Source organism: Pseudomonas lurida (assembly GCF_002563895.1).
GTDB lineage: Bacteria > Pseudomonadota > Gammaproteobacteria > Pseudomonadales > Pseudomonadaceae > Aquipseudomonas > Aquipseudomonas lurida.
The window spans coordinates 3,448,617-3,475,374 of record NZ_PDJB01000001.1; the positions used below are offsets into that span (position 1 = coordinate 3,448,617).

General features: G+C 61.8%; 27 protein-coding genes. 10 read left to right on the plus strand and 17 right to left on the minus strand.

The window, feature by feature from the left end; genetic code table 11:
* Nucleotides 1-66 precede the first annotated feature (66 nt).
* Entirely contained in the window at nucleotides 67-573 is a 507-nt protein-coding gene (locus ATH90_RS15425) for a P-loop nucleotide/nucleoside kinase family protein (protein WP_098466679.1), read from the plus strand.
* Nucleotides 574-649: 76 nt separating this feature from the next.
* Here ATH90_RS15425 and ATH90_RS15430 read toward each other — a convergent pair whose 3' ends face one another.
* Nucleotides 650-2,245, minus strand: coding sequence for a L,D-transpeptidase family protein (locus ATH90_RS15430; protein WP_098466680.1), 1,596 nt, complete (start codon nucleotides 2,243-2,245; stop codon nucleotides 650-652).
* A 40-nt stretch (nucleotides 2,246-2,285) separates the two neighbouring features.
* On the opposite strand from ATH90_RS15430, the gene ATH90_RS15435 reads away from it, so the two are divergent.
* Nucleotides 2,286-3,014, plus strand: a complete 729-nt coding sequence (locus ATH90_RS15435; protein ID WP_069077478.1) for a murein L,D-transpeptidase catalytic domain family protein — start codon at nucleotides 2,286-2,288, stop codon at nucleotides 3,012-3,014.
* Between the two features lie 32 nt (nucleotides 3,015-3,046).
* Nucleotides 3,047-3,793 (plus strand): creatininase family protein, encoded by a 747-nt coding sequence (locus tag ATH90_RS15440; RefSeq protein WP_098466681.1) that lies wholly within the window; start codon nucleotides 3,047-3,049, stop codon nucleotides 3,791-3,793.
* 128 nt (nucleotides 3,794-3,921) lie between these two features.
* Here the strand turns inward: ATH90_RS15440 and ATH90_RS15445 are convergent, their stop codons facing one another.
* Both ATH90_RS15445 and ATH90_RS15450 read right to left on the minus strand, forming a co-directional pair.
* Nucleotides 3,922-4,263: a hypothetical protein gene (locus tag ATH90_RS15445; RefSeq protein WP_034106210.1), complete on the minus strand. Its 342-nt coding sequence runs from the start codon at nucleotides 4,261-4,263 to the stop codon at nucleotides 3,922-3,924.
* A gap of 34 nt (nucleotides 4,264-4,297) precedes the next feature.
* Nucleotides 4,298-4,942: an ATPase gene (locus ATH90_RS15450; protein ID WP_098466682.1), complete on the minus strand. Its 645-nt coding sequence runs from the start codon at nucleotides 4,940-4,942 to the stop codon at nucleotides 4,298-4,300.
* Nucleotides 4,943-5,074: 132 nt separating this feature from the next.
* Between ATH90_RS15450 and ATH90_RS15455 the strand changes: the two genes are divergently transcribed.
* Nucleotides 5,075-5,338 carry a hypothetical protein gene (locus tag ATH90_RS15455; protein WP_069077475.1) on the plus strand — a complete coding sequence of 88 codons (264 nt, stop codon included), beginning with the start codon at nucleotides 5,075-5,077 and terminating at the stop codon, nucleotides 5,336-5,338.
* Here ATH90_RS15455 and ATH90_RS15460 read toward each other — a convergent pair.
* From ATH90_RS15460 to ATH90_RS15480, 5 genes are all read right to left on the minus strand, one after another.
* Nucleotides 5,315-6,148 (minus strand): amidohydrolase family protein, encoded by an 834-nt coding sequence (locus tag ATH90_RS15460; protein WP_069077474.1) that lies wholly within the window; start codon nucleotides 6,146-6,148, stop codon nucleotides 5,315-5,317. The two genes, ATH90_RS15455 and ATH90_RS15460, sit on opposite strands and share 24 nt — an antisense overlap.
* 30 nt (nucleotides 6,149-6,178) lie before the next feature.
* Nucleotides 6,179-7,459, minus strand: coding sequence for an MFS transporter (locus tag ATH90_RS15465; protein ID WP_098466683.1), 1,281 nt, complete (start codon nucleotides 7,457-7,459; stop codon nucleotides 6,179-6,181).
* Nucleotides 7,460-7,557: 98 nt separating this feature from the next.
* On the minus strand, nucleotides 7,558-8,289 hold the full coding sequence (locus ATH90_RS15470) for a GntR family transcriptional regulator (protein ID WP_098466684.1): 732 nt from the start codon (nucleotides 8,287-8,289) through the stop codon (nucleotides 7,558-7,560).
* A gap of 110 nt (nucleotides 8,290-8,399) precedes the next feature.
* Nucleotides 8,400-9,017 (minus strand): glutathione transferase, encoded by a 618-nt coding sequence (yfcF, locus tag ATH90_RS15475; RefSeq protein ID WP_098466685.1) that lies wholly within the window; start codon nucleotides 9,015-9,017, stop codon nucleotides 8,400-8,402.
* A gap of 96 nt (nucleotides 9,018-9,113) precedes the next feature.
* Nucleotides 9,114-9,656: a DUF924 family protein gene (locus ATH90_RS15480; protein ID WP_098466686.1), complete on the minus strand. Its 543-nt coding sequence runs from the start codon at nucleotides 9,654-9,656 to the stop codon at nucleotides 9,114-9,116.
* Nucleotides 9,657-9,934: 278 nt separating this feature from the next.
* Here ATH90_RS15480 and ATH90_RS15485 point away from each other — a divergent pair, with 278 nt between their 5' ends.
* Nucleotides 9,935-11,089, plus strand: a complete 1,155-nt coding sequence (locus ATH90_RS15485) for an acetyltransferase domain-containing protein (RefSeq protein ID WP_098466687.1) — start codon at nucleotides 9,935-9,937, stop codon at nucleotides 11,087-11,089.
* A gap of 116 nt (nucleotides 11,090-11,205) precedes the next feature.
* Here ATH90_RS15485 and metE read toward each other — a convergent pair whose 3' ends face one another.
* Nucleotides 11,206-13,494: a 5-methyltetrahydropteroyltriglutamate--homocysteine S-methyltransferase gene (gene metE / locus ATH90_RS15490; protein ID WP_098466688.1), complete on the minus strand. Its 2,289-nt coding sequence runs from the start codon at nucleotides 13,492-13,494 to the stop codon at nucleotides 11,206-11,208.
* Nucleotides 13,495-13,686: 192 nt separating this feature from the next.
* Here metE and ATH90_RS15495 point away from each other — a divergent pair, with 192 nt between their 5' ends.
* From ATH90_RS15495 to ATH90_RS15505, 3 genes are all read left to right on the plus strand, one after another.
* Nucleotides 13,687-15,330 carry a sensor domain-containing diguanylate cyclase gene (locus ATH90_RS15495; protein WP_098466689.1) on the plus strand — a complete coding sequence of 548 codons (1,644 nt, stop codon included), beginning with the start codon at nucleotides 13,687-13,689 and terminating at the stop codon, nucleotides 15,328-15,330.
* Between the two features lie 106 nt (nucleotides 15,331-15,436).
* Nucleotides 15,437-15,823: a GFA family protein gene (locus ATH90_RS15500; RefSeq protein ID WP_034106233.1), complete on the plus strand. Its 387-nt coding sequence runs from the start codon at nucleotides 15,437-15,439 to the stop codon at nucleotides 15,821-15,823.
* Nucleotides 15,820-16,269 carry a GNAT family N-acetyltransferase gene (locus ATH90_RS15505; RefSeq protein WP_098466690.1) on the plus strand — a complete coding sequence of 150 codons (450 nt, stop codon included), beginning with the start codon at nucleotides 15,820-15,822 and terminating at the stop codon, nucleotides 16,267-16,269. Before ATH90_RS15500 ends, ATH90_RS15505 begins: the two co-directional genes overlap by 4 nt.
* Nucleotides 16,270-16,352: 83 nt before the next feature.
* On the opposite strand, the gene ATH90_RS15510 is transcribed toward ATH90_RS15505, so the two are convergent.
* From ATH90_RS15510 to ATH90_RS15545, 8 genes are all read right to left on the minus strand, one after another.
* Nucleotides 16,353-17,672, minus strand: coding sequence for an OprD family porin (locus tag ATH90_RS15510; RefSeq protein ID WP_098466691.1), 1,320 nt, complete (start codon nucleotides 17,670-17,672; stop codon nucleotides 16,353-16,355).
* A 137-nt stretch (nucleotides 17,673-17,809) separates the two neighbouring features.
* Nucleotides 17,810-18,643 (minus strand): phosphodiesterase, encoded by an 834-nt coding sequence (locus ATH90_RS15515; protein WP_098466692.1) that lies wholly within the window; start codon nucleotides 18,641-18,643, stop codon nucleotides 17,810-17,812.
* 9 nt (nucleotides 18,644-18,652) lie between these two features.
* A complete protein-coding gene (locus ATH90_RS15520; protein ID WP_098466693.1) occupies nucleotides 18,653-19,684 on the minus strand; it encodes an ABC transporter ATP-binding protein in 1,032 nt (343 codons plus the stop codon).
* Nucleotides 19,681-20,475, minus strand: a complete 795-nt coding sequence (locus ATH90_RS15525) for an ABC transporter permease (protein WP_034106244.1) — start codon at nucleotides 20,473-20,475, stop codon at nucleotides 19,681-19,683. Before ATH90_RS15525 ends, ATH90_RS15520 begins: the two co-directional genes overlap by 4 nt.
* Complete coding sequence (locus tag ATH90_RS15530) at nucleotides 20,472-21,290, minus strand: ABC transporter permease (RefSeq protein ID WP_098466694.1); 819 nt, start codon at nucleotides 21,288-21,290, stop codon at nucleotides 20,472-20,474. The genes ATH90_RS15525 and ATH90_RS15530 overlap by 4 nt, the downstream gene beginning before the upstream one ends.
* A complete protein-coding gene (locus tag ATH90_RS15535) occupies nucleotides 21,291-22,295 on the minus strand; it encodes an ABC transporter substrate-binding protein (protein ID WP_098466695.1) in 1,005 nt (334 codons plus the stop codon). It abuts the gene before it with no gap.
* Complete coding sequence (locus tag ATH90_RS15540; RefSeq protein ID WP_034106250.1) at nucleotides 22,279-23,298, minus strand: LacI family DNA-binding transcriptional regulator; 1,020 nt, start codon at nucleotides 23,296-23,298, stop codon at nucleotides 22,279-22,281. The genes ATH90_RS15535 and ATH90_RS15540 overlap by 17 nt, the downstream gene beginning before the upstream one ends.
* A gap of 176 nt (nucleotides 23,299-23,474) precedes the next feature.
* A complete protein-coding gene (locus ATH90_RS15545) occupies nucleotides 23,475-24,143 on the minus strand; it encodes a DUF2268 domain-containing putative Zn-dependent protease (protein WP_098466696.1) in 669 nt (222 codons plus the stop codon).
* Nucleotides 24,144-24,328: 185 nt separating this feature from the next.
* Here ATH90_RS15545 and ATH90_RS15550 point away from each other — a divergent pair, with 185 nt between their 5' ends.
* Nucleotides 24,329-25,426: a carboxynorspermidine decarboxylase gene (locus ATH90_RS15550; RefSeq protein ID WP_034106254.1), complete on the plus strand. Its 1,098-nt coding sequence runs from the start codon at nucleotides 24,329-24,331 to the stop codon at nucleotides 25,424-25,426.
* A gap of 28 nt (nucleotides 25,427-25,454) precedes the next feature.
* The gene (locus ATH90_RS15555) at nucleotides 25,455-26,699 is read left to right on the plus strand and encodes a saccharopine dehydrogenase family protein (protein WP_012724728.1); all 1,245 of its coding nucleotides are present in this window, start codon (nucleotides 25,455-25,457) and stop codon (nucleotides 26,697-26,699) included.
* Nucleotides 26,700-26,758: the final 59 nt, after the last annotated feature.

Sequence of the window (26,758 nt, forward strand, 5' to 3'; positions counted from 1 at the left end):
CCTGTGGTCGACCTGTGGGGGAACTGAAGGATACTCTGAACCGGCCCAACCTTATGAGACCCACCCATGCTAATTGTCTTCAGCGGACTGCCCGGCACTGGCAAGACGACAATCGCCCGCGAACTGGCGCGCCGGACCGGTGCGGTTTACCTGCGTATCGACGTGATCGAACAGGCGATCCGCGATGCCGATGTACTGGCGGGCGATGTCGCTGCCAGCGGGTACAGCGTGGCGAATGCGTTGGCGTTGAGTAACCTGCAGCTGGGCAACACCGTGGTGGCGGACTGCGTGAACCCGGTCAGGGAAAGCCGGGACGCGTGGAAGGCGGTGGCAACAATAGCAGAGGTTGAGCTGATCAATATTCGCGTGGTGTGCTCTGACCACCAGGCACATCAACGGCGGGTGGAAAGCCGCGTGGGGGATATTCCCGGCCTGACGCCCCCCACTTGGCACTCTGTATTGGCGCACGAATACGAGCCATGGGATGAGGCGTCGGTGACGATCGACACCGCGCTCCTGACCCCGGATCAAGCCGTCGCGATGGCTTTGAAGCGCCTCTCAGGTATGGAGTAGCAAGCCCCCCTGGCCAAGGCAAGGGTTTTTGCCCCTATGCCACAACCCGCAGCCTGGCTGCACAGTGAGTGTGGCCTCAAAGCACACTGCCCATCGCCTTCATCAACACCAGGTCGCGTGCGTAGATATCCGGCGCGTACACCAAGCCGCCCTCGCGGTCGACCTCGACCGTCCAGTAGCCCAACAGCACCGGCACCGGCGTGGCCAGCCTGAATTCATGGGTGACGCCGGTGGCCAGCAATTCATCGGTACGGGCGCGTTCGGCCGGGCTCACCAGCAGGTCCCGCAGCAACAAGGGTTGCTCGACCCTCACACAGCCCGAGCTGAACGCCCGCGGCCCCTTGGTGAACAGCGGCTGGCTCGGCGTGTCGTGCAGGTACACCGAGTACGGGTTGGGAAAGCGCATCACGATCTTGCCCAGCGGGTTGCGCGGGCCGGCTTCCTGGCGCAGCAGGATATTGCCGGGGCGCGCCCAGTCGACCTGTTCCGGCGCCAGCGGATGGCCCTCGGCGTCGAGCACTTGCAGGTTTTGCTGGCGCAGGTATTCGGGGTTGAGGCGGATGGCCGGGAGTTTGTCCTCGCGCATGATGGTGGGCGGGATGGTCCAGGTGGGGTTGAGCGTCAGCCGGGTGATGCGCGATTTGAGCAACGGCGTCTGGCGTTCGGCGCGGCCGACTTGCAGGCGGGTTTGCCACACGGGGATGCCGCTCTGGTACACGCTCAGTTGCGCAGCGGCAACGTTGACCAGCACGCCTTCGGGTTCCAGGTCCTGGGCCAGCCAGCGGAAACGTTCAAGGTTGATGCGCAGTTGCTCGCGGCGAACCGCCGGGCTGATATTGAGCTCGGCCACCGTGCCGGCACCGATCACGCCGTCGGCTTGCAGTGAATGGCTGAGCTGGAACGCCTTGACCGCCTTGACCAGTTCATCGCGGTATTGCTTGCCGCTGGGCGCCTTGGCCAGGTAACCACCACTGATCAGCCGCCGCGCCAGTTCAGGGACGCGCGGGTCTTCCATGCCGGGGCGCAACAGAGGGCCGGTGGCGACCGGGTCCCAATGGGGCAGCGGCTGTTGGCGCACAGTGGAGTAGGCATTGCGCAGGCTACGGTATAAATCGGCGCTGGGGCGTGCCTGGTCGAACGCCTGGGCCATGTCTTGCAAGCCGGTGGCGGCAAAGGCCAGCACTTCAACGTTGGGGTCGCGGGTGGGCGGCTGGGAATGCCACAGCGGTTCGAAGCGCGATTGCTGCAGGCGCCCATAGTGCAAGTCCTGCAGGGCTTGCAGGTAGTGCTGGCTGGTGTCGATATCGCTGCACAGCACGTTGGCCGTGGCATCCACCGCCGGCAGGCTATAGTGGGTGGGGTCCAGGCCGTCATCGGCGAGCAGCAGCAACTGAGCGTGCAGGGCTTGGCGGCGCTCATCGCCAGACCACAGGGGCGTGTTGCCCTGTTGCTGGTAGAAGGCTTGCAGGCGCGACAGGGCGGCCGCATCGATCAGCGGTGCCAGGCTGGGGCACACGCTGGGGAGTTGCGCCAGCGCCTGTTGTACCGGTGCCAGTTCAACCGGAGCCGGGGTTGTCACCGGCAACGGCTCGACCGGCAGCGCATCGGCTGTCGCGACCAATGGTGCAACGAGCAGGCAAATGCTCAAGTAACATGCGTGTTTTTTGAACAATTGGCTTTGCTCCAATCCACAGTGGGGGGATGTACTGTAGATGCTGACTTTTATGTGCCGCCTCGGGATGACTACCCTGGGCTTGATCACCGTGAGCCTGGCCGCTCTGAGCAATACTGCGCTCGCTGCCAATGGCACCCCTCCTTCCTTGTATAGCAGCCTGGCGCGCTCGGCTCCAGAACTCAATCCCACTGTGCTCAAAAGCGCCCTGAACGCCGTGCAGTGCGCGGTCAATAACGGCGAGGAACGATCCGAGCGCCTAGCGGTTATTGACTACTCGCAGCCTTCGACCGCCCGTCGGCTGTGGATCTTCGATTTACGCAAGAAGACCCTGGTGCTGCGCGACCTGGTCGCCCATGGCGCCAAGTCCGGGGAAAACTTCGCCACCCAGTTCTCCAATCTGGAAGGCAGCCACCAGTCCAGCCTGGGCCTGTTCCGTACCCAGGAAAGTTACCTGGGCACCCACGGCTACTCGCTGCGCATGGACGGGCTTGAGCCAGGCTTCAATGACCAGGCCCGCGACCGCGCGATCGTGATTCATGCCGCCGACTACGTCAGCCCCTTGTGGAGCAAGCGCGAAGGTCGTATCGGCCGCAGCCAGGGCTGCCCGGCCGTGCGCCCGCAGGTGGCGCGCCAGGTAGTGGACAAGCTCAAGGATGGGCAATTCATGTTTTCGTGGTACCCCGACCAGCGCTGGCTGAAGTCCTCGACGTACCTCAATTGCAAACCCCAACAAGTGGCGAGTAGTCGTACAATCCGTGGCGGATAGCCTGTCCCCATCGATAAAAAAGAGAGCCACGCATGCTTCTACACCAATCCACCTGGATCGAGATCGGCCAGTTTCTGGAACGCAGCCGCACGGTGGTGATACCCATCGGCTCCAATGAGCAACACGGCCCTACCGGGCTGTTGGGCACCGACTGGATGTGCCCGGAAATCATCGCCCATGAGGCGCAGAAGAACGCCGACATCCTGATCGGCCCGACCTTCAACATCGGTATGGCCCAGCATCACCTGGGTTTTCCGGGCACCATTTCGCTGCGCCCTTCCACGTTTATCGCTGCGATCGGCGACTGGGTGCGTTCGCTGGCCGGGCATGGTTTCGAGAAGATTCTGTTTCTGAACGGCCATGGCGGCAATATTGCCACCATTGAAGCAGCGTTTTCCGAGCTGTATGCCGAAGCCAGTTTCGCCCGCCGTCCGGCCGGGTTCGCACTCAAGCTGGTGAACTGGTGGGACCTGGAAGGCGTGACCGACATGGCCCAACGCCAATTCCCGGTGGGCCACGGCAGCCATGCCACACCCTCGGAGATTGCGGTAACGCAGTGGGCGTACCCGGAATCGATCAAGACGGCCGACTACTCGCCACAGATCGCCAACACCGGGCCAATCCGCGAAGCGCTGGACTTTCGCGCGCGCTTCCCCGATGGGCGCATGGGCTCGGACCCCGCGCTGGCGACGGTAGAGAAAGGTGGGGAATTGGTGGCGCTGGCAGCGCAAGGGCTGGTCAAGACCGTCAATAACTTCAGTAACGAAGCCAAACCCTGAGCCGTACCTGAACCAAAATGTGGGAGGGAGCTTGCTCCCGACTGCAGTGTGTCCGTCCACGATGTCCTGGCTGATTCGCTGCCATCGGGGGCAATCCCCCTCCCACATTGACTATGTATGGCTTGGAATTATTTGCATTCTTGTGCGGCCAACTCCAACCGTGACGGCGTAATCGTCGACGCCAGCGGCTTGCGCTCATACAAGAACACCTTGCCACCGTCCTGGGACTTGTAGGCTTCCAGTACGTCATCGGCGGCGATCTTGCTGGTCAACACCACTCTGGCGTGGCGCGAGTTCTGCGTGACGGTCGAAGTGATCCCGTGCTTCTCCAGCTTGGGCAATACACATTGCACATAAGCCTCTGGGGACTTGCTGGTTTGCAGGGTGAGCGTCGGGGCATTGGGGGCAGAAACACAGCCGGCCAGCAACAGGGAAGCAAAGGCCAAGGCCGGTACGAACAAAGCGCGCATGAAAAATTCCTGACTGTAAAAATAAAGGTTCACATCAACCCGCACGAACCAGAGCCTTTAGCGACACATCGAACTGCTTCAACGCATCGAGCTGTACATCCCGTTGCTGCTCGATCTGCGCGGCAATTTCCGGTGCGGCCTTGTCATGCACCCACACCGACGGCACCCGCTTGTGCACCGAGCCTTCGGCTTTGGCGATGTATTGCAGGTTCGCATCATAGAACCGCGCAACAAAACGCGCCTCGACCCGATCGTTACGCTGGGTCAGCAGTTGGTTATGGGTATCGAGCATCACCACCACATCGGGGTGAGCCTGCACCAGGGCATCCAGGTTGTCGTAGACGGTCACCGAGATAAAAGTGCCCTGCAGCGAGCTCATCAACCAATCAATGGCCAGCTCCGGATCGGAACTGTTGACGAACGCCTGGCGGATACGCCCATCGAGGGCATCCTTGGCGCCATTCAAGGCCATGTCGTGGTAGCGTTCAAGGTAGCTGAGGTTGTCGCGGGTGTTTTCGCTCAGCAATACACCCACTGACTGCGCGTGCTGCAGGGATTCTACGCTAGCGTTGATGGGTAGCAAATGGCCCGTACGCAGGTCATCGGCGATTGCCGCGTTGTTGATCGCGACCGTGCCAAGCATCAACATCATTAAAACCAGCTGAATCATCGTCCTCATCGCGCATTTCCTTGAACAGCGTCTCGATGGGGCTGATTTTGCGCTTTTCCTGCAAAAACAGAACTTGCGATCCGTGATGGTGACTATTATCTGAACCGATAGTGCACCCATAAAACCTATAAGGACCACGCTATGAAGCCCCACCAGAAAACCTTCGACCGCATCCGCGAAGCCGTCCTTCCTGAGTTTCGCGAGCGGATCGCCGATTACCTGGTCGACTATGAACATGTGCTGCAGGACGAGGCAGCAAGCGCTGACCAGGTCAGCGCCAGCGCCCATCAATTGCGCGGTTACCTGCGTGGCTTGAACACTACGCGGGTGCTGGGCATGGCGGATTGGGAGGACCTGGATCGCCGCGTGGAAGAGGCTTGGCTAAGGGCTGTGGAAGCCGAATAGCTGGCGCGGTGTATCGATCAGCAACGCCTGCTCGACCGGTGCCGACCAGCCCAGGGCCTGGCGTTGCTCGATCACACCGGCGTAGCCGATGGACGTCTCATGCTGGGTATGGGGCCAGTCACTGCCCCACACCAGCCGTCGCAGGCCAAAGCTCTGTTGCAGCAAGGGCATGGCCTGGCAGGCAAACTCAAGGTTCTGTGCCGGGGTGCCCGCCAAGCGATAGATACCCGAGACCTTCAGCCACAGTTGGCCGCTGAGGCCCAACTCCAGCAATTGGGCAAAGCCACGCTGCTCCACACCCAGTCGCGCATCCGGGCGCCCGAAATGGTCGACCACCAGCTTGACCCCGAAGGGCATCAATTCACGCACCAACGTCGGCAGGGCTTCGACCTCGCGGTGTAACTCCACATGCCAGCCCAGCGCGACGATGTGCTCGAAAAACGCTTTCCAGCCGTGCTCGGAAAAATCCGGCAACGCCCGGCCCACCAGGTTCAACCGCACGCCGACGACGCCCGAGCGGGCCATGGCCTGTAACGTGTCGCGCGGAGTATCGCGCGCCACGACTGCCACGCCGCGCAACTGATCGGGCGCCTGCTGCAACGCGGCCAGCAGGTAGTGGTTATCGGTGCCCAAAAAGCTGGGTTGCACCAGTACCCCGTGGCTCAAACCATGGGCGCGCAAGTGGCCAAGGTAGTCCGCCAGCGTGGCGTCATAGCCAGGGGTGTAGCGGCGCTCACCGCTCAGGGTCAGCGCCTGGCTGAACACGTGGGCGTGGGCGTCGATGCCGGAGATGGAGCGGTTATCAAGCATTGGGGTTCGTCTTTCAAGAGTAAAAAGGTATCAAGCCTGGGCGCGCTGGCCCGTCACTACGCTGTCGACGGGAGCCGCTTCCAACACTCGCCCACGGGTTTCCGGCAGGCACAGCGCAGCGATCACGGCGACGCCGTAGGCAATCCCGGCGTCGATGCCGATGGCCGAGCCGAGGGACATGGAGTCGCTCATATGCCCTACCAGGAACGGAAACACTGCCGAGAGCACGCGCCCGAAGTTGTAGCAAAAGCCCACGCCAGCACCGCGCACGTCGGCCGGGTACAGTTCGTTGAACAACGCCCCCAGGCTGGCCGGGATACCGGCCGCGAAGAAGCCCAGCGGAAAACCCAGGAACAGCATCTGGGTATTGGTCAGCGGCAGGAACACGTAGGCCTGCACGGTGATGACGCAGCACAGCGCGAACAGCACGATGTTCTTGCGCCGCCCGATGCGGTCGATCAGCCAACCACTCGCGATGCAACCACACCAGAAGGCAAAGATAATCACCGCCAGGTAACCGCCGGAGTTGAGCACCGACAGGTTGCGCTCAGTCTTGAGAAAGGTCGGCAACCAGGTCATCACCGCGTGGTAACCCCCGTGGGCACCCAGGCCCAGCAGCCCCCCGAACAACGTGACGCGGATCAGTTCCGGACGGAAGATGCCCGCCAGGGACTTGAAGAAACTCTGCGGGATCGCCTGCTCTTTTTGCAAACGCTGGAAGCTGTCGGGCTCTTCGACATTGCGACGCACCCAGATAATCAGGAACGACGGCAGCAAGCCCACCACAAACATCACACGCCAGGCCATGTCCTGTGGCACAAACGAATAGATCAGCGCGAACACGCCGACCGCCACGCCCCAGCCCACGGCCCAGGCGCTTTGCACGGTGCCCATGACCTTGCCACGGTACTTGGGGTTGATGGTCTCGGCCATCAACACCGCGCCCGCCGCCCACTCACCGCCGATACCAAAGCCTTGCAGCGCCTTGACGATCAGTAACTGATGGAAACCGGTGACGAACGCCGACAGGAATGTGAAGAACGAGAACCACAGGATCATCCATTGCAGGGTCCGCACCCGCCCGTAGCGATCGGACAAGGTTCCGCCGACCCAGCCTCCGATGGCTGATGTAACCAACGTGACTCCACTGATGAGCCCCGCATCGCCCTTGCTCAAGGCGAAGGCGGCGATCAGTGCCGGGATCGCCAGGCCGAACATCTGTACTTCCAGTGCGTCGAGGGACCATCCACCGAAGCAGGCCCAGAACGTTTTGCGCTCCCGAGGAGTGACTTGGCGATACCAACTGAACATGATTTTTATCCTTATAGGTCAAACGCAAGGCGGCCGGGCGCGAACCGCGCCAGAGCCAGGCCGGTGTTGGGCAAACACTCAGAAATACGGGTAGGGGGTCAGCGAATATCCACGCGGTACCGGAAGTGCTCGGCATGCCCACGGGAGCGTCGCCACTCCAGGGGTTGGCCGGCGTAATCGCGGGCCAGGCGCTCGATCACCACCACAGGGCTGTTGACCGGCACCTGCAGCAATCGCGCGTACACCGCGCTGACCGACTCTGCGGTGAGGGTTTCCTCGGCCGAGGCCACCACCTGCCCGCAGGCACTTTCGTACACCGGGTAGAGCAGCGGGCCTTGCTGGGACAGGTCGATGTCCAGCAACGCCTGGAAACGCGCGCGCGGCAGCCAGATCTCTTCAGCCAGCAGCGGCTGCACATCCAGCAAACGGGTCCGCATGATGCGAATCACCTGGGCCCCGGGCGCCAGGCCTAGCGCTTCGCTGACCGCCGACGGCGCGGCCACCGACTCGACGCTCAGGATGCGGCTTTGCGGCACCTGGCGTTCGCCCGAGGGACCTTGGAAACGGAAAAAGCGAAACAGGGAAGACTGGAATTGCGGACGGCGCACAAAGGTGCCACGGCCCTGCTGGCGTTCAAGAATGCCTTCGCTCACCAGCGCGTCGACGGCCTTGCGCACGGTGCCGGTAGACAGCGCGTACTCGGCGGACAGCACCGCCTCGGTGGGGATGGCTTCGCCGGGCCGCCAGCGATTGTTGGCGATCTGCTCGACCAAATGGTCGCGCAAGCGTTGGTAAAGCGGCAGGCGGGCATCACTGGACAGCGTATTCATGGGCCACATTCACTTTGTTATTTAGTCATATATATGAATATGGGCAGAGTATTCTGCCGCAGGGTGACGCCTGTCAAGAGCGCCCCCCCACGCGCAGGATGAATGGTCGGTTACAGCGCCGGGCGTTGCTGCTGCACCCACGCTTGCACCGAGGGGCGCTGCCACTGGCGTTGTGCGTATTCCACCAACGCCGCAGGCACGCTGTCGCCGTTGAGAATCAAACGATTGAGCATCACGGCCAAGTCCACATCGGCAATCGACCACTCACCGAACAAGTACGGCGAATTGCCCGCCAAGAGGGTGTGCGCCGCGCTGATCAATTTGGCCGCCGCCGCTTCGGCGTCAGGCGACAGTGGCGGCATCTTCTGCCCGTAGAACACCACCATCGTCGAACGTTCCTGACGGATCGGCAGCAAGTCGCTGCGTAACCACGCCTGCACCTGGCGCGCCCTCGCCCGCAGCTTGGGGTCAGCCGGGTAAACGGGTGTCTGGGGGTAGGCCTGCTCCAGGTACTCGGTGATCGCTGAAGACTCCGACAAGGCAAAGTCGCCTTCCACCAACGTCGGCACGCGTTGGGTCAGGGACAGTTGGGCAAAGTCGGCCGCATGCTGTTGCGCGGCATCCAGGTCCACGGTCAGCGTGTCGAACGCCAGGCTTTTTTCGCGCAGGGTGACGAACACCGACATGGCATAGGGGCTGGTGTACAGATGATCCACATACAGGCGCATAGCGATTCTCCTTGAGGGGAGCACCACGCTACGAGATGTGCCGCCAGAAAGACAATGCGCTGTTTTTATGGGGGCATTCCTTGGCGGAATACTGCACTAACCGGCAAACCCACCCTCTTCCAGGAATACGCGTTCTGCCTCCGTGGTCTGCCGAGCCAACACCTGATTACGATGAGGAAAGCGCCCGAACCTTTCGATGATCCGGGCATGTTCCTTGGCCCAATGGTAGGTGCTGGCGTCCAGTGCCTGGTTGAGGCTCAGGGAGCGCTGCTGGTCCGCCGGGTCTTCCGAATGCTCGAACGGCAGATAACAGAATGCGCGCAATGCCGGTTCCACCTGATGATCGAGCCCCGCGTCCACCATGCGAGCGGCATACAGGCGCGCCAGCGGGTCGGTTGCAAACATATGGGCGGTGCCACGAAAGGCATTGCGGGGGTATTGGTCCAGCAGGATCAGCAACGCCAGGGCTCCTTCGGCAGAGTCCAGCCAGTGTTCCAGTTCGCGCCGGGCCGCTTGCAGGTGGGTACCGTGGAAAGTCTCGCGGAACACCGCGTCGAAGGCCTCGTCCTTGGCGAACCAGCGTTTGGGGCCGGCGTGCTTCCAGAAGTCGATGACGGATTGCGCTGTATGGTTGCTCATTGTCACTGCCTACTCCCAATCGAACGCCTCGACGTTAGCAGAAACCCGAGCTCGATGGTGGTGATCGGTCGATGCCGAAGGTATCCAGAACCGCGGTGTTCGCAGTACAGCGCCTGGACGGGCAGATTGAGGGAAGACGACATGCGAATCACCGGCGCAGGGGCCAAGGAGTAACTAAACATTGATAGCAATCTAATCCGAGCAAGGAATCGCGGCAACGCGCAAATTAATGTTATAGGATAACACCCCACTCCCGTCCTACCCTGTGATGTTCGCCCATGACTGACGCTGTTCCTCTGCGCCAACGCCTGCTTTCCATCGACGCCCTGCGCGGGCTGGTGATCCTGTTCATGCTACTGGACCACGTGCGCGAAACCTTCCTGCTGCACCGCCAGGTCAGCGACCCGATGACCATCGACAGCACCGAGCCTGCACTGTTTGCCAGCCGCACCCTCGCCCACCTGTGCGCGCCGGTGTTTGTACTGCTCACGGGGTTATCCGCGTGGCTGTACGGCCAGAAGTACCAAGGCCGACGCGATGTGTCGGCGTTCCTGTTCAAGCGCGGGTTGTTCCTGATAGTGCTGGAATTTACCTGGGTGAACTTCGCCTGGACCTTCCAACTGCCACCCAGCGTGATCTATATGCAGGTGATCTGGGCCATTGGCGTCAGCATGCTCGCCCTGGCGTTGCTCGTGTGGTTGCCGCGTGCCGTGCTGATCGCCTTGGCGCTGGTGATCATGGGCGGGCACAACGTGCTGGACGGGCTGCACGTCGAGGCCAGTTCAGCCTTGCAGATTCCGTGGACGATCCTGCATGAGCGCAGTTGGATCGACGTCGGTGATTCGCTGCGGCTGCGGACCACCTACCCGGTGCTGCCATGGATCGGCGTGATTGCGTTGGGGTACGGCCTGGGCCCGTGGTTCGCCAAAGGCATTCAGCCGACAGTGCGTCAGTGGTACCTGTTGCTGGCGGGAGTGGGCGCGCTGGTAGGATTCGTGGTGTTGCGGGCAGCCAACGGGTATGGCGAGAAACCCTGGCAGGCGTATGAAAACGGCGTGCAGACGCTCATGAGCTTTTTCAACATCACCAAATATCCACCGTCGCTGCTGTTCCTGGCGTTGACCCTGGGGATTGGGTTGCTGCTGTTGCTGGCGTTTGAACGTGCGGGGCAAAAACGCTGGATTGGCATCCTGGCCACGTTCGGGGCGGCGCCGATGTTCTTTTATTTACTGCACCTGTATGTACTGAAAATCCTCTACGTCGCCTGTGTGGCGCTGTTTGGCCTCAACCACGGCAATTACTTCGGTTTCGACAGCATCGGCGCCATCTGGCTGGTGGCGCTGCTGCTGCCCCTGGTGCTGTACCCACCGGTACGCTGGTTCGCAGGTCTCAAGGCTCGGCGCCGCGACCTGGCCTGGCTCAAATACCTGTAGCACCCCGATTGCTTTTCTGTGGGAGCTGGCTTGCCTGCGATGCGTGCGCCTCGGTCTTGAGTGAGACTGCGGTGATGCAATCGCAGGCAAGCCAGAGCCCACCTTTGCTAACAGTGTCAGGCCAGTTCGGCGCGCAGTTGACGGGCCGCCGTCACCATGTGGATCAGCGCCGCTTCCGTCTCCGCCCAGCCACGGGTTTTCAGGCCGCAATCCGGGTTCACCCACAGGCGCTCAGCCGGGATCCGCTTCGCTGCCTTGCGCAGCAGGTTGGCCATCTCCGATGCATCCGGCACGCGTGGCGAATGGATGTCGTAGACGCCCGGGCCGATTTCGTTCGGATAAGCGAAGGCTTCGAACGCGTCCAGCAACTCCATGTCCGAACGTGACGTCTCGATGGTGATCACATCGGCATCCATCGCCGCGATGGACTCGATCACGTCGTTGAACTCGCTGTAGCACATGTGCGTGTGGATCTGGGTTTCGTCACGCACACCCGAGGCACACAGGCGGAACACTTCGGTGGCCCAGTCCAGGTAGTGCTGCCACTGTGCCTGGCGCAATGGGAGGCCTTCACGGAAAGCGGCTTCGTCGATCTGCACGATCTTGATGCCGGCGGCTTCCAGGTCCACCACTTCGTCACGAATCGCCAGGGCCAGTTGACGCGCCTGCACTTCGCGGCTCACGTCTTCGCGCGGGAATGACCACATCAGCATGGTCACCGGGCCGGTCAGCATGCCCTTCACGACCTTGCTGGTCAGGCCTTGGGCGTAGCGGATCCACTCCACAGTCATCGCCTTCGGGCGGCTCAGGTCACCAAAGATCACCGCCGGTTTCACGCAGCGCGAACCGTAGCTCTGTACCCAGCCGAAGCGGGTGAATACATAGCCGTCGAGTTGCTCGGCGAAGTACTCGACCATGTCGTTACGTTCCGCCTCTCCGTGTACCAACACGTCCAGGCCGAGGTTTTCCTGCACTTCAACGGCGTGCTTGATCTCGCTGTGCATCGCTTCGACGTAGAGCGCTTCGCTCAGCTTGCCGGCCTTGTAGGACTGGCGCGCCAGGCGGATCGACGCGGTTTGCGGGAACGAACCGATGGTGGTGGTCGGGAACAGCGGCAGGTCGAGGCCAGCACGTTGCTTCTCGATACGCTGGGCAAACAGCGACTGGCGCTGGCTGTCCTTGGCGGTGATCGCAGCGACACGGGCCTGCACGACGGGTTTATGGATACGCGCAGAGGCGGCGCGGGCTGCCTGCACAGCGCGGCTCTCGGCCAGGGCCGCAACTACGTTTGGCGCTTCAGGTGCGTTGACCGCGCGAGCCAACACAGCCACCTCAGCGCACTTTTGTACGGCGAATGCCAGCCAGCTCTTCAGTTCAGCATCCAGTTTGTCTTCACGGCCCAGGTCTACCGGGCTATGCAGCAAAGAGCAGGATGGCGCCACCCACAGGCGATCACCGAGCTTTTCATGGGCATGCTGCAACGTGGCCAGGGCCTTTTCAAGGTCGCAACGCCAGACGTTGCGCCCATTGACCACGCCCAGGGACAACACTTTATAAGCCGGCAGGCGATCAAGGATGGTCGGGTACTGGTCGGGTGCACGCACCAGGTCGATGTGCAGGCCATCAACCGGCAGGTTGGCGGCCAGGCCGAGGTTTTCTTCCAGCCCACCAAAGTAGGTAGCCACCAGCTTTTTCAGGGGGTCGCGCTGGATCAGGTTGTAGGCGCGCTCAAACGCGTTTTTCCATTCCTGCGGCAGGTCGAGCACCAGGATGGGCTCGTCGATCTGTACCCACTCCACACCCAGGTCAGCCAGGCGCTGGAAGATCTGCCCGTACAACGGCAACAGGCGTTCCAGCAAGTCAAGCTTGTCGAAGTCGCCACCCTTGGCCTTGCCCAGCCACAGGTAGGTCAATGGACCAATGATGACGGGCTTGACGTCATGCCCCAGGTCGCGGGCTTCCTGCACTTCTTCGAACAACTGGTCCCACCCCAGGTGGAAGTGCTGGTCAGCGCTGAATTCGGGCACCAGGTAGTGGTAGTTGGTATCGAACCACTTGGTCATTTCCTGTGCGTGGGCACCACCGCAGCAGCTGTCGCTGACGCCGCGCGCCATGCCGAACAGCGTGTGCAGGGTGGCGTTGCCATCGGCTGGACGGAAACGCTCAGGAATCACGCCGAACATCAGCGAGTGGGTAAGCACCTGGTCGTACCAGGCAAAATCACCGGCAGGCAGCAGTTCGATACCCGCGTCCTTCTGCAGCGCCCAATGGGTCTTGCGCAATTCACGGCCAACGGCACGCAGACCGGCTTCGTCGAGCTCGCCCTTCCAGAAAGCCTCCTGCGCTTTTTTCAGTTCGCGATCGCGTCCAATGCGCGGAAATCCGAGGGAATGAGCGACTGCCATGACTTACAACTCCAATGTCGATAGATATGGCAGCTATTGTCGACAGGCAGGCATCGTGAGACAAACTCATTATATTCTAGATGATCACAAGATTTGCTCATGTTAATGCGTGGAATATGCGCATCCATCACTGGCCGCGCCCCATTCAATACACATACCATGGGTCGTAACACCCACCCCCGATGAGCCCCCATGATCAAAGCCAGCCTACGCAGCCACCTGACCCTATGGTTCGCCGGTTTATCGTTGCTCACGTTGTTGAGCGTGGGCTTTTATGTGGGTCATATCGCCACCGAGCAGATGAAACAGGCCAGCGGCAATGCGCTGCTGAGTACGGCGCGCTCTACCGCTGCGCTGTTGGCCGTGCAACTGCGCGAACGTCAGTTGGAGGTGTCCTTGCTGAGCAAGGCACCGATCATGCGCAAGGGCGATCTTGACGCGCCGGACATCCTGACCTTGATGGAACTGCGCACCCAATCGCGCGCCGAGTATGCCTGGATGGGTGTGGCCGACGCCGAGGGCAAGGTACGCCAGGCGGTCAATGGTTTGCTGGTCAATCAGTCGGTGCAGCAACGACCATGGTTCCAGGCGGGCATGCGCGGCGAGTACACCGGTGATCCCCATGAAGCCGTGCTGCTGGCCAAGCTGCTGCCGGGGGCCGCTAACGGTGAGCCGCTGCGCTTTATCGATTTCGCCGCACCAATTCGCAACGCCCAGGGAGAGACCATCGGCGTACTGGGCGCGCACGCGCATTGGCGCTGGGTGACGCAGATTGTCGACTCTGCCTTGATGCAGAAGGATGCGGTGCCAGACCTGGAAGCCCTGATTGTCGACTTCGACGGCAAAGTGCTCTACCCGGAAGCGTTGGCGGGTGAGCGGATGCCACCGGCCAACCTGGGCAAGCCGTCGGGCTGGTCCAGCGGCAATGGCTACGTCACCGCATCGGTGGCAGTGCCCAGCCCGTCGAATGCAAACGTGAGCTGGTACATCATGGTGCGCCAACCCTTGGATGTCGCGCTGCAACCGGCGCGCGTGCTGCTGTACAGGTTGTTGCTGCTGGGCCTTATCGCGGCAGTGGTGTTCGGGCTCGTCGCCTACTACCTGGCGTCCACCCTCAGCCGCCCGATCGAACGCCTGGCCCGGTCCGCCAAGCAGGTGCAAGACCATCAACCCGGCGCGGTCTTCCCCCAGGAACACCCGGTGCTGGAAATCGCCCAGTTGGGACGCTCGCTCACCGGCATGACCCAGTCCCTGCTGTCCAAGGAACGCGAACTGCAAGACGCCAACGCCTCCCTGGAAGCCACTGTCGCGCAACGTACCGCCGACCTTACCCAAGCCAATGCCGACCTGCTCAAGCTTGCTACCCACGATGCTTTGACCGGTGTCTTCAACCGCCGCCGCTTCGACGAAAAACTCGCCGAAAACAGCCTGCTGTTCCAACGCACCGGCCGCACCTTCGCCCTGCTGCTGATCGACGCCGACTACTTCAAGCGCGTCAACGACACCTACGGCCACGCCATCGGCGACGACGTACTGTGCCAGTTGGCCGTCCTGATTGAAAACACCACCCGCGCCACCGACTTTGTCGCACGTTACGGCGGTGAGGAATTCGCGGTGCTGCTGCCCGAAATCGAAGAACCTGACAGCCCCGAAGTGGTTGCGGAAAAAATCCGCAAGGCCGTGGAAACGGCGGTGTTCCCAACCGTGGGCCATGTGACCGTGAGTATTGGCGTGAGCGTGGCCGAGCCTTCGGACCGAGACACCTCGGCGCTGCTCAAGCGCGCGGACATGCAATTGTACGAGGCCAAGGCCGGAGGCAGGAACCGCGTGGCCTGAACACGCCCCCCCTATGGCAGGTGAATCGATTGCGAGCGAGCCTGTTGTGGCTAGAGCGCTCGCCACAGGTAAAGTGTCTACTGTTTCATTCAGGATATGACCTCACATGGACGCATTCACCCAAGGCAGCTGCCTCTGCGGCGCCGTCACCTATCTAGTCTCGACCCCGCTCAAGGCTATCACCCACTGCCACTGCAAAAAATGCCAGAAAAGCCATGGCGCCGCGTTTGCCACTTACGCCAGCGCCCCCCTGTCAGCGATCACTGTGCAGGCCACGCCGGCTGCGCTGAAAAGCTATGAGTCATCGCCGGGCGTCACTCGGCAATTCTGCTCGCAGTGCGGGTCTTCACTGTTCTGGAGCGACGCCAGGGGCCGCTATCCCGAGTGGATCTCGATTGCGCTCGGCACGCTCGACACGACTGTTAACGCGCAGAAACAGACTCACAGCTGTGTGGAATCCAAGGCAGCCTGGTTTGACGGAGAGTCGCCGTGACCCAACTGCTTTCGATACGTCCGATCAAAGAACTGCCGGAACAAATCGTTGAGCTGGAAGCGCAAGCGGTCAGTGAAGGATTCAGATTCGTGACGCGACTGATTACAGAGTGGCAAGACCACTCCAATCGATTCGATCAACCGGGCGAGTGCCTTTTGGGCGTCTTCTGCAACGAGCAGTTAGTCGCTATCGGCGGAGTGTCCTCTGACCCGTATGCCGGCCCGACGGTAGGTCGATTGCGACGGGTATTCGTTGCGCCTGCAATGCGCGGGCGTCACGTGGGCAAGGACCTGGTACAGGCGCTGCTGAAACACGCCGAGTTGGCATTCGAGGCCGTACATGTCTTCACCGATACGCCCAAAGCCGCAGCGTTTTATCTACGATGTGGCTTTGATCAGGTGGCTGATAGCACTGCAACGCATGTCAGGACGAGCAGGCGCCGCTGAGGCGCTCATCGCTCACTCGGCAACACGGATCCCATGTGGGCGTTCTCGCCCCCCACATGGGGTCCTTGGGGTGAGAGGTGTCGTTACAGCAACGGAATCGAATAACTCACAAACACCCGATTCTGATCCTGGTCCCGCGCCACTTCACTGCGCGACACACCGTTGCGCCAGCCGAACCCGACGTTCTTGAACGTGCCGCTCTGCACCACGTAGTCCAGGGAAATATCGCGCTCCCACTCACTGGCATCGTTGCCGCTGGCGGTGAGGATGTGGTCGCCCTTCAAGTACATCACCGAGGCCTTCAGGCCCGGCACGCCGAGCGATGCAAAGTCATAGGCGTATTGGGCAAAGGCGGTGCGCTCACCGGCCTGGATGAAGGTCTGCACGGTACGGTCGGTGTAGAGGTACAGGCTGGAACCGCCCTCCCCTTTGTTCACCAGGCCGCCCTGGTTGAGTTGCGCGAAGTTACTGTCGTCCGAGACCTGCTGGTAGCCGGCGGTGATCGCGTGGGGCCCCAGTGAGTAGATGAACGCCGCGCTCCAGGTGTTATTGTCGATTTCACCGTTGCCGTTCTTGGTGTAGCCGCCAAGCTTGTAGCCTTCGGCACGGCCGGCGGCGCTGCTGTTCTTGCCGTCGGCGGTGGTCTTGAAGTAACGCAGGTCGGTTTTCAATGAGCCGTAGTCGCCCAGTGGCAATACATGGATGAGGCCGGCGAAGTGCTGTTGGTAATAGTCTTCGAGGTTCGCGTAGTAATACTGGACCATCAGGTCCTTGGTCACTTGGTAGTCGGCACCCGCGTAGTTGAATTTGTTGCTTTCCTGAGTGCCACCCGCTGCCGCCAGGCCGCTGTGGTCGCTGGAACCACGACCGGTGGTGTGCTGCAGTTGACCGCCGATCAGGGTCAGGTTGTCGATGTCCTTGCTGGTGACTTGCCCGCCTTCGAAAGACTGCGGCAACAGGCGGCCGTCGTTGCTCACCAGGATCGGCAGGTTCGGCCGCAGGTAGCCGTAGCGCAACTCGCTCTTGGCGAAACGTGCCTTGGCCGTCGCGCCGCCACGGGCCCAGTTGTCGGCAGCCTTGCCATCGTCGTTAGGGATCATCGAGCTGCCCACATGGCGACCGGCACCGCTGTCGAGGGTGATACCGAGCATGCCCACTGCATCCAGACCGAACCCGACAGTGCCATCGGTAAAGCCCGATTGATAGTTGAGGATAAACGCCTGGCCCCACTCTTCGGTCTTGGACGGCGCGGCGGTGCCGTCACGGTTGTCGTTGTTGAAGTAGAAGTTGCGCATGCTCACGTTGGCTTTGCTGTCACTCAGGAAATCAGCCGAGGCCAAGGGGCTCAGGGCAATGCCCAGGCCGCCGGTCAATACGCTTAATACATTCAAAGTGGCTTTCATCAGGACGAGCTCCGGCGCGGAATCCAAGTTCCGGGCGCAAAAAATAGGCAGCAGGAAGCACACGGCCAAACTCGGGTTGGCCGGTGCGTGAACTAACGTCTAACGGCTTAGTTGAGCGAATGAACCTCCGTACAACCTCAGTCAATCAATCCATGAGCGTCATAAAACGGATACGGCCCCGGGTAGTCCCCGAACACGCCGTTGTGGCTGATCAAACCTTGTTGCGCCTCCCAGCGATGCAACAAATAGCCCGCCGGCTCCAGGTTGAAATGCGCGGGCGCCGCTTCTTGCAAATCCAGCACGATCTGGTGGGAGGTGCCGGGGCACACACAACTCAGGCTGCCGCCGAAACGTCGTTGCATCGGCCGGTGCAGGTGGCCGCACAGTAGGCGCTCCACCTGCGGATGGCGAGCAACCACGCGCTCCAGTGCAGCGGCATTGATGAACGGTTCACGGTCCATATGGCCGATACCGCTGATGAACGGCGGGTGATGCAGGATCAACAGCGTCGGCACATCAGGACGCAGTGCCAGTTGTGCATCCAGCCACTGCAATTGGCTGTCGAGCAGTTGGCCGCCGTGACCGCCAGGAATGGTGGAGTCGAGGCCGATCAAACGCAGGGGATGCTCGTCCACCACCCAGTCCAATGGGCCCTGCGCCGAGGCAGGCAAATAGTGGTGATCACGGAACGCATCCAGCAACGGCTCGCGGCTGTCGTGGTTACCCGGCACCAGGTAGCACGGCATGTGCAGTCGAGCGAGTTCGGGATGCAACACGGCGTATTCATCGGCGCGGCCGAAGTCCACGAGGTCACCGCTGATGACCACGATATCGGGGCGCGGGTGGCTGGCGTTCAGGTGGTCGACGGCACGGCGCAGTGCGCCCAGGGTATCGACAACGCCATAGGTAAGGCGCTGGCCGGCTTTAAGATGCAGGTCGCTGATCTGCGCGACGAGGAACGGACGATTCACAATAGATTCTCAGGCATTCAGGGTGAACAACATGTGCGGCGCGACGGCCAGGGCAATCGGCGCGCCGACGGCGTACATCTGGTTGTCGCTGCTGTCGACGAGCAGCGGTTGCGGGCCGCCCACATCCACCAGCAGGCGGCTCTGCGCGCCCTGGAAAAACTGCGCCAGCAGGCGCCCGTGCAGGTGCCCCTCGCTCTCCATCACCCGCAGGTGTTCGGGGCGGCAGTACAGGGTGCTGGGCAGATCGGTGCCGTGCCACGGCAACTCGCCGCCACAGACTTTCAAGCCACGGGCCGACGGCTCGATCACGGCGAAGGCATTGAGGTTGCCGACAAACCCCGCGACGAAGGCGTTGGCCGGTTTCTGGTAGATGTCCCGTGGGCTGGCCAACTGGGCGACACGGCCGTGTTCCATCACCAGGATGCGATCGCCCAGGGCCATGGCTTCGCCCTGGTCGTGGGTGACGAATACCGAGGTGATACCGAGGCCGCGCAGCAGTTCATTCAGCTCGCTGCGCAGGCGTTCGCGCAGTTGCGCATCGAGCGCTGCCAATGGCTCATCGAGCAATAACACCTTGGGGCGCGGCGCCAAGGCACGGGCCAGGGCTACGCGCTGGCGCTGGCCGCCGGAGAGTTCGTGGATGCTGCGCTTGCCGTGATTCTGCAAGCCCACCAGTTCCAGCAACTCGTCGCATCGCTCGTTGCGCTCTGGCACCGACATACCGCGAATCTTCAAGCCGTAGACGATGTTCCCGGCCACATCCAGGTTGGGGAACAGCGCGTAGTTCTGGAACACCATGCCCACATCGCGGCGTTCGATCGGCAGGCGGGTTACGTCCTGATCTGCGAAAAACACCTGGCCCACGTCCGGGCGCTCGAGGCCGGCGATCAGGCGCAAGGTCGTGGTCTTGCCACAACCGGAGGGGCCAAGGATCGCCAGGGTTTCACCGCCTTCGACGGTCAGGTTCAAGTCATGCACGGCCACGGTGCCGTCGGCGAACGCCTTGCGACAGCCCTGCAGGCGAATAGTGATAGCGGTCATCGACGCTCTCCACGGGACAAACGGGCGCTGATGGCCTGCAGCGCAATCAGCAGCGGCACGATCATCAGCAAAAAGATAAGGGTGTAGGCGCTGGCGATTTCCAGGCGCGCCGAGGCGTAGCTGTCCGCCAGGCCCACGGGCAGCGTCTTGGTCATCGGCGTGTGGAGCATCCAGGTCAGGTTGAACTCACCCAGGGACAAGGTGACCACCATCAACACACCCGCCAGGATCCCCGCGCGGCAGTTGGGCACCACCACGCTGAAAAAACGCTTGATCGGCCCGGCGCCCAGGCTCGCAGCGGCCTCCTCCAGCACTGGCAGTTGCTGGCGCTGCATCACCGCCATCACCGGGCGCACCAGGAACGGCAAGGTGAACAGCACATGGCCGACCAGGATGAACAACCAACTGCTACGGAAGCTGCCGAACTGGCCATAGGTGAGCAGCAAGGCCAGCGCACTGGCCAACCCCGGCATCGCCACCGGCAGTACCATCAGTTCTTCGAACGCGCGACTGAAGCGGTTGTTCATGCGTACCAAGGCATAGGCCGCCGGTACGCCAACCACACAGACGCATACCGCGCAGGCCAGCGCCAGTTGCAGGGACAGCCACACGGTGGGCGAATAGGCCTGCCACACCTGGACCAACCAGTCGACGGTCAAGCCACTGGACAAGCCGACGAAGAAATTACGCGTCAGTCCGGCCAACAGCGACATCACCACCGGCACGAGCATGAATGCACACACCAGCAGGGTGAACAACAGTTGCATCACAAACAGCGATGAGCGTTTCACAGCACAGTCCCCGCGTTTTTCACCAGCCGTCGCGTGAGCAGCAACACGGCCCAGGTCACCGCGCCGAGGACCACGGACAGCGCAGCCGCCACGGCGAAGTTGGCGTAGTTGGTAAACACGTTGTAGATCGCCACCGGGGTGACATTCAGCCGCGTGCCTAACGTAAAGGCGGTACCGAAGGCGCCCATGGAGGTGGCAAAACAGATCGCCCCGCAGGACGCCAGCGCGGGTGCCAGGCCAGGCACAATCACATCGCACACCACCCGCCAATGTCCGGCACCCAGCGAGTGCGCGGCTTCCTCCAGGCTGCGGTCGAGGCTCTCGCACGCGGCCATCACCGTGAGGATTACCCGTGGAATCGAGAAGTACAGGTAGCCCACGAACAACCCCGCCAGCGAGTAGGCAAAAATCCAGCGCTCACCGGCCAGTTGCAGGCCCAGGGCAGCGAACAGGCCCTGGCGCCCGGCCAGCAGGATCACCAGGAAGCCCACCACGACGCCGGGAAACGCCAGCGGAAACGTCAACAACGCCACCAGCGCCGAGCGCCCGAAGAACTGCTGCCGGGCGAGGAACACGCCGCTGATGCCGCCGATCACCAACGCCACCAGCGTCACCACCATCGCCAGCACCAGGGTTTGCCCCAGGCTGCCCAGGTACTGGGCGCTGCTGAGCACCTGCCAGTAACCGCTGCCGTTGCTGTCGCGGCTCTCGGCACCCAGCACCACCAAGTGCGCCAGCGGCAACAGCCAGAACGCGAGCAGCACTGCAAAGGCCGGGGCCAGCGCCCAGGCCGCCTGTCTTGCCGATGCAGCCACTTACTTGACCTCGTTCAGGTAACGGGCGGCGAAGGCTTCCTGCACAGCGGCCATTTTTTCGTAGTCCACCACGCCGGCACGCGCATAGTCGCTGTCGGGCAGGAACTGTGCGGCCACGTCCGCGGGCATTTTCATCGGGCGCACAGGACGCAGGTAAGCCTTGGCCCAGAGTGCCTGGCCTTCGTCAGACAGCACGAAGTCGAGGACTTTTTCCGCGTTGGCGCGGTGGGGTGCGTTGGCGACCAGGCTCATCACGTAAGGCACGCTGATGCTGCCTTCCTTGGGGATCACGAAGGCGACGTTGGCCTTGTCTTTGTAACGCGCACGGTAGGCGTTGAAGTCATAGTCCACCAAAATCGGCAACTCACCGGACAGCACCCGCGCATACGCCGTCTGCTTGGGCACGATGGGGGCGTTTTTCGCCAGTTTCTGGAAGTAGTCGATAGCCGGGGCGAAGTTGTCCAGGTCGCCGCCCATGGCGCGGTTGATCGCCACTGCCGAGACGTAGCCGACGAAGGCGCTGGAGGGATCGAGGTAACCGACCATGCCTTTGTACTCAGGCTTGAGCAGGTCGGACCAGCTTTGCGGCACCGGCAAGCCACCGAGCGCGTCGACGTTGACCATGATGCCCAAGGTGCCGGAGTGAATCGCGAACCAATGGCCGGCCGGGTCTTTCAGGCCCGTGGGAATCTGTTCCCAGGCCTTGGGTTTGTAGGTGCCGACCACATCGGCCTTTTGCGCCTGCAGGCCGAACGTCACGCCGTAGTACACGACGTCGGCGACCGGTGCGGCTTTTTCCGCCACCAACTGTGCCAGGGACTGGCCGGAGTTCTTGTTGTCCAGCGGCACCTGCACGCCGGTGCTGGCGGCGATGGCCTTGAGCTGGGTGCCCCAGTCGGCCCAGTCCGGCGGGCAGTTGTAGCAAATCGCGGTGTCGGCGGCCTGGGCCAGGCTGGCCGCACCGCACAGCAGCACGGCTGCCAGGGTTTTACTGAGTGCGCGCATCAAGGGTCTCCTCATGGGGTTGGGTACTGTCGCCGGGGCGGATGTGGCACGGCAGGCAATGGGAAATCGGGGCGTTGCCGGCGATCTGCGCCAGCAACTGGTCAATCACGGTGCTGGCGAGCAGCGCGATGGGCTGCACCACGCTGCACAGGGTCGGGTGTATCTGGGTGCCGAGGCTGATACCGTCAAAGCCCATCACCGAGAGTTGTTGGGGCACGTTCCAGGCGTTGCGGCGCAATTCGGCGATCAGGCTGATTGCGAGGAAGTCGTTGGAACACACCAGCGCGGTGGGCGCGCCAGGGCCTTGGAGGAACGGCTCGATGGCCGCGAATTCGGCCTGGGTATGGGCCGGCATTTCGATCACCGGGCGGCAGTCCAAGCCCACTTCCTTCATCGCATCGCAATAGCCGGCGTAACGCAGGCGGGCACGGTCGGACTGCAACGCGGGGCCGGCGACCATGCTGATGCGTCGGTGGCCCGCCTCCAACAGATACCGGGTCGCCAATGCCATGCCGGCGCGGTTGTCGACTGACACGGCGCTGTAGTTGGGGTTGCTCGGTTGATGGTAGGCCAGCACGAACGGGGTCTGTTCGGTGTTGAGGCTGCTGAGCACGCTGTTGCTCTCGGCATCGGTGACCGTCAGCACCAGGCCGTCGACGCGCTGGCGCAGCAGTTCTTCCACCACGCTGCTTTCGCGTTCGCTGTCGTAGTCGGTGGTCGCCAGCAACAAGCTGTAGCCGCGCGCCCGAGCGGCGCGCTCCATGGCCTGGAATTGTTCGGCGAAGACCGGGTTGAGCAGGTTTGGCACCACCACACCGATCAACTGGGTGGTTTGCAGGCGCAACTGGCGACCCAACAGGTTGGGGCGAAACCCCAACTCGCGGGCGGCGGCGAACACCTGCTCACGGGTGGCCGGGCGCACCTGCTCGGGGGAAGCGAAGGTACGGGCGGCGGTGGCGCGGGATACGCCGGCCAGCCTTGCTACGTCTTTGAGGTCAGTCATTGTCACTCGCTTGAGATCGATCTCATTGGCGAGGACAGTAGCGGTGGAATATGGCAGTCAAGTGGTGGGGAGATGACAATTTGATGTCACTGAAGGCCCACTGCCCTGTCGTGACGGGTGGCGTTCAAAGGCAAGCCAGCTTCCACGGGGGATCGGCGGCGGTCATGAGGCTTGCTTCAGCCGCGCGTCACCAGTCCCTGCCCGGCCGCAATCGCCAGGATGTCTTGGGCAGGCACGTTAACCCAGCTCGTCGCGTCAGGCGTACCTGCGGTTGCCAACCATTGTCCGACCATCTGATACCCCAGCGCATACCCCAGCCACTTCGGCTTATCACCGGTGCCGAAGAACCAGGCGCTGTGATCGTAGTACGTCGCTGCCAGCTCACTCATATTCACCGGAGCGGCCTGCAAGGTTTCAAGGCCCAGCGCACGCTCCCATGGCTCCGGCTCGCTGCCGAGCAGGTGCCGTACGAACTGGCCGGCCAGGCCCTCACTGACCAGCGCTTCGCCCAGTGTCCAACCGTATCCCGGCCCGGCCATGCGCAGGCAATGATGCACCTCGTGCACGATATGCCGGTGCACCGCTCCGCCCTCAAGGCTTGCGGCGAAGTTCGGGTTATCGGGGTCCAGGGTCATGGAGAACATCGTGCTGCGAAAGGCACGCCCGACCAGGCCAAGTTCGGCGAGGGTCTCGCCGGGCAGGCGTTGGATCAACACATCCAGGCGCGGTGCGGGCAGGCATCGGGCAATGGCCTGGTAGGCGATGTCGAATTCCTGCGTCAATGCCTGGCGAAACTCGGCCAGGGAGCCCGAAGCCTCCAGCCAGTGCAGCGTCCATGCGTCCATTCTCACCTCTCGTCGTCCAAACCTGATTCCGTCACTGCAGCGGCTCATCATACCGTTGAGCTGTCATGTGCATGCTTCAGTTTAAAAGCAGCGCAGCAAAATCCGCCCACTAACCTTTCGATCTGATCCAAGTGCGGGCACAATGCGTGTCCTTTTTTGGCAGGCACCGCCGCAGGCTCTCAAAAATGATCAAAACGCCGTACTACCTCATCGATAAACAGAAGCTTCTGGTCAACATGCAGAAGATCGCCTACGTGCGCGAGCAGTCCGGCGCCAAGGCCCTGCTGGCGCTCAAGTGCTTTGCCACCTGGTCGGTGTTCGACCTGATGCAGCAATACATGGACGGCACCACCTCGTCGTCGCTGTACGAGCTCAAGCTCGGTCGCCAGAAGTTCGAAGGCGAGGCGCACGCCTACAGCGTGGCCTGGGCCGACGATGAAATCGAAGAGATGCTGGAGAACTGCGACAAGATCATCTTCAACTCCATCAGCCAGCTGCAGCGTTTTGCCGAACGCTCCGAAGGCAAGACCCGCGGCCTGCGCGTCAACCCTCAAGTGAGCAGTTCCGACTACCTGCTGGCCGACCCGGCGCGTCCGTTCAGCCGCCTGGGCGAATGGGACCCGGTGAAGATCGAAGGCGTGATCGAGCAGATCTCCGGCTTCATGTTCCACAACAACTGCGAGAACGGCGACTTCAGCCTGTTCGACAAGATGCTCGGCACCATTGAAGAGCGCTTCGGCGCGCTGCTGCACAAGGTCGAGTGGGTCAGCCTCGGCGGCGGCATCCACTTCACCGGTGAAGACTATGCCGTGGACGCTTTCTGCGCGCGCCTGAAGGCGTTCTCCGAAAAGTACGGCGTGCAGGTGTACCTGGAACCCGGCGAAGCGGCGATCACCAACAGCGCCTCCCTGGAAGTCACCGTGCTCGACACCCTCTACAACGGCAAGAACCTGGCCGTGGTAGATAGCTCCATCGAGGCTCACCTGCTGGACCTGCTGATCTACCGCCTCAACGCCAAGCTGGCGCCTAGCGATGGCGAACACACGGTCATGGTATGCGGTAAATCCTGCCTGGCCGGGGACATCTTCGGCGAGTATCAATTTGATCGTCCGCTGGCCATCGGCGATCGGCTGTCGTTCATCGACACCGCAGGCTACACCATGGTCAAGAAAAACTGGTTCAACGGCCTGAAAATGCCGTCCATCGTAGTGAAACAACTCGACGGTACAGTCGAAGTGGTTCGTGAATTTGGTTACGACGACTACCTGTCCAGCCTTTCGTAAGCTGGCGGATAAAGGAGAGATAAAGCAATTGAAAAAGAACGTTCTTATCATTGGTGCAGGAGGTGTCGCCAAGGTGGTGGCCCACAAGTGCGCGCAGCACAACGACGAACTCGGTCGTATTGCTATCGCGTCGCGCAACATCTCCAAATGCCAGGCCATCATCGACAGCGTCAAGGCCAAGGGTAGCCTCAAGGTTCCCGCCGACATCCAGGCCTTCGCGCTGAACGCTTTGGACGTGGAAGCGACCAAGGCCCTGATCCGCGAGACCGAATCGCAGATCGTCATCAACGTTGGTTCCGCATTCCTCAACATGTCGGTCCTGCGGGCCTGCATCGATACCGGCGTTGCGTACCTCGACACCGCCATCCACGAAGAGCCGGGCAAGGTCTGCGAGACCCCGCCGTGGTACGGCAACTACGAGTGGAACCACCTGGAAGAGTGCAAGCAGAAGAACATCACCGCCATCCTTGGCGTGGGCTTCGACCCGGGTGTCGTCAACGCGTATGCCGCGCTGGCGCAGCAACAGCATTTCGACCGCATTGATTCGATCGACATTCTCGACGTCAATGCCGGCTCCCATGGCAAATACTTCGCCACCAATTTCGACCCGGAAATCAACTTCCGCGAATTCACCGGACAGGTGTGGAGCTGGCAGAACAGCCAGTGGACCAGCAACACCATGTTCGAAGTCAAACGCACCGACGACCTGCCAGTCGTGGGTTCGCAGAACCTTTACCTCACCGGCCACGATGAAGTGCACTCGCTGTCGAAAAACCTCGACGTGCCCAACGTGCGTTTCTGGATGAGCTTCGGCGAACACTACATCAACGTGTTCACCGTGCTGAAAAACCTCGGCCTGCTCTCCGAAAAACCGGTCACCACCGCCGAAGGCCTGGAAGTCGTGCCGCTGAAACTGGTCAAGGCCGTGCTGCCCGACCCGTCTTCGCTCGCACCTGGCTACACCGGCAAGACCTGCATCGGCGACCTGGTCAAAGGCACCAAGAATGGCCAGCCACATGAGATGTTCATCTACAACGTGGCGTGCCATGAAGAAGCCTTTGCCGAGACTGACAGCCAGGGCATCTCCTACACCGCAGGCGTTCCGCCAGTTGCCGCTGCGCTGCTGGTTGCCCGTGGCGAATGGGACGTGAAGCACATGGCCAACGTCGAGGAGCTGCCGGCTGAGCCGTTCCTGAAGGCGCTGGACGTGATGGGCTTGCCGACGCGGATCAAAGACGAGCACGGTGATCGGGCTTGGGATGCGATTGCCTGAAGAGGCGATAGCTGACCGAACAAAAAAATGCGCCCCCAGGGGCGCATTTTTTGTTGGGG

What these genes read in the sequence shown, in the direction of transcription:
- ATH90_RS15425 (WP_098466679.1), top strand. Translation starts at nt 67, where the DNA reads ATGCTAATTGTCTTCAGCGGACTGCCCGGCACTGGCAAGACGACAATC.
- ATH90_RS15435 (WP_069077478.1), top strand. Translation starts at nt 2,286, where the DNA reads ATGCTGACTTTTATGTGCCGCCTCGGGATGACTACCCTGGGCTTGATC.
- ATH90_RS15440 (WP_098466681.1), top strand. Translation starts at nt 3,047, where the DNA reads ATGCTTCTACACCAATCCACCTGGATCGAGATCGGCCAGTTTCTGGAA.
- ATH90_RS15445 (WP_034106210.1), bottom strand. Translation starts at nt 4,263, where the DNA reads ATGCGCGCTTTGTTCGTACCGGCCTTGGCCTTTGCTTCCCTGTTGCTG.
- ATH90_RS15450 (WP_098466682.1), bottom strand. Translation starts at nt 4,942, where the DNA reads ATGAGGACGATGATTCAGCTGGTTTTAATGATGTTGATGCTTGGCACG.
- ATH90_RS15455 (WP_069077475.1), top strand. Translation starts at nt 5,075, where the DNA reads ATGAAGCCCCACCAGAAAACCTTCGACCGCATCCGCGAAGCCGTCCTT.
- ATH90_RS15460 (WP_069077474.1), bottom strand. Translation starts at nt 6,148, where the DNA reads ATGCTTGATAACCGCTCCATCTCCGGCATCGACGCCCACGCCCACGTG.
- ATH90_RS15465 (WP_098466683.1), bottom strand. Translation starts at nt 7,459, where the DNA reads ATGTTCAGTTGGTATCGCCAAGTCACTCCTCGGGAGCGCAAAACGTTC.
- ATH90_RS15470 (WP_098466684.1), bottom strand. Translation starts at nt 8,289, where the DNA reads ATGAATACGCTGTCCAGTGATGCCCGCCTGCCGCTTTACCAACGCTTG.
- yfcF (WP_098466685.1), bottom strand. Translation starts at nt 9,017, where the DNA reads ATGCGCCTGTATGTGGATCATCTGTACACCAGCCCCTATGCCATGTCG.
- ATH90_RS15480 (WP_098466686.1), bottom strand. Translation starts at nt 9,656, where the DNA reads ATGAGCAACCATACAGCGCAATCCGTCATCGACTTCTGGAAGCACGCC.
- ATH90_RS15485 (WP_098466687.1), top strand. Translation starts at nt 9,935, where the DNA reads ATGACTGACGCTGTTCCTCTGCGCCAACGCCTGCTTTCCATCGACGCC.
- metE (WP_098466688.1), bottom strand. Translation starts at nt 13,494, where the DNA reads ATGGCAGTCGCTCATTCCCTCGGATTTCCGCGCATTGGACGCGATCGC.
- ATH90_RS15495 (WP_098466689.1), top strand. Translation starts at nt 13,687, where the DNA reads ATGATCAAAGCCAGCCTACGCAGCCACCTGACCCTATGGTTCGCCGGT.
- ATH90_RS15500 (WP_034106233.1), top strand. Translation starts at nt 15,437, where the DNA reads ATGGACGCATTCACCCAAGGCAGCTGCCTCTGCGGCGCCGTCACCTAT.
- ATH90_RS15510 (WP_098466691.1), bottom strand. Translation starts at nt 17,672, where the DNA reads ATGAAAGCCACTTTGAATGTATTAAGCGTATTGACCGGCGGCCTGGGC.
- ATH90_RS15520 (WP_098466693.1), bottom strand. Translation starts at nt 19,684, where the DNA reads ATGACCGCTATCACTATTCGCCTGCAGGGCTGTCGCAAGGCGTTCGCC.
- ATH90_RS15535 (WP_098466695.1), bottom strand. Translation starts at nt 22,295, where the DNA reads ATGCGCGCACTCAGTAAAACCCTGGCAGCCGTGCTGCTGTGCGGTGCG.
- ATH90_RS15540 (WP_034106250.1), bottom strand. Translation starts at nt 23,298, where the DNA reads ATGACTGACCTCAAAGACGTAGCAAGGCTGGCCGGCGTATCCCGCGCC.
- ATH90_RS15545 (WP_098466696.1), bottom strand. Translation starts at nt 24,143, where the DNA reads ATGGACGCATGGACGCTGCACTGGCTGGAGGCTTCGGGCTCCCTGGCC.
- ATH90_RS15550 (WP_034106254.1), top strand. Translation starts at nt 24,329, where the DNA reads ATGATCAAAACGCCGTACTACCTCATCGATAAACAGAAGCTTCTGGTC.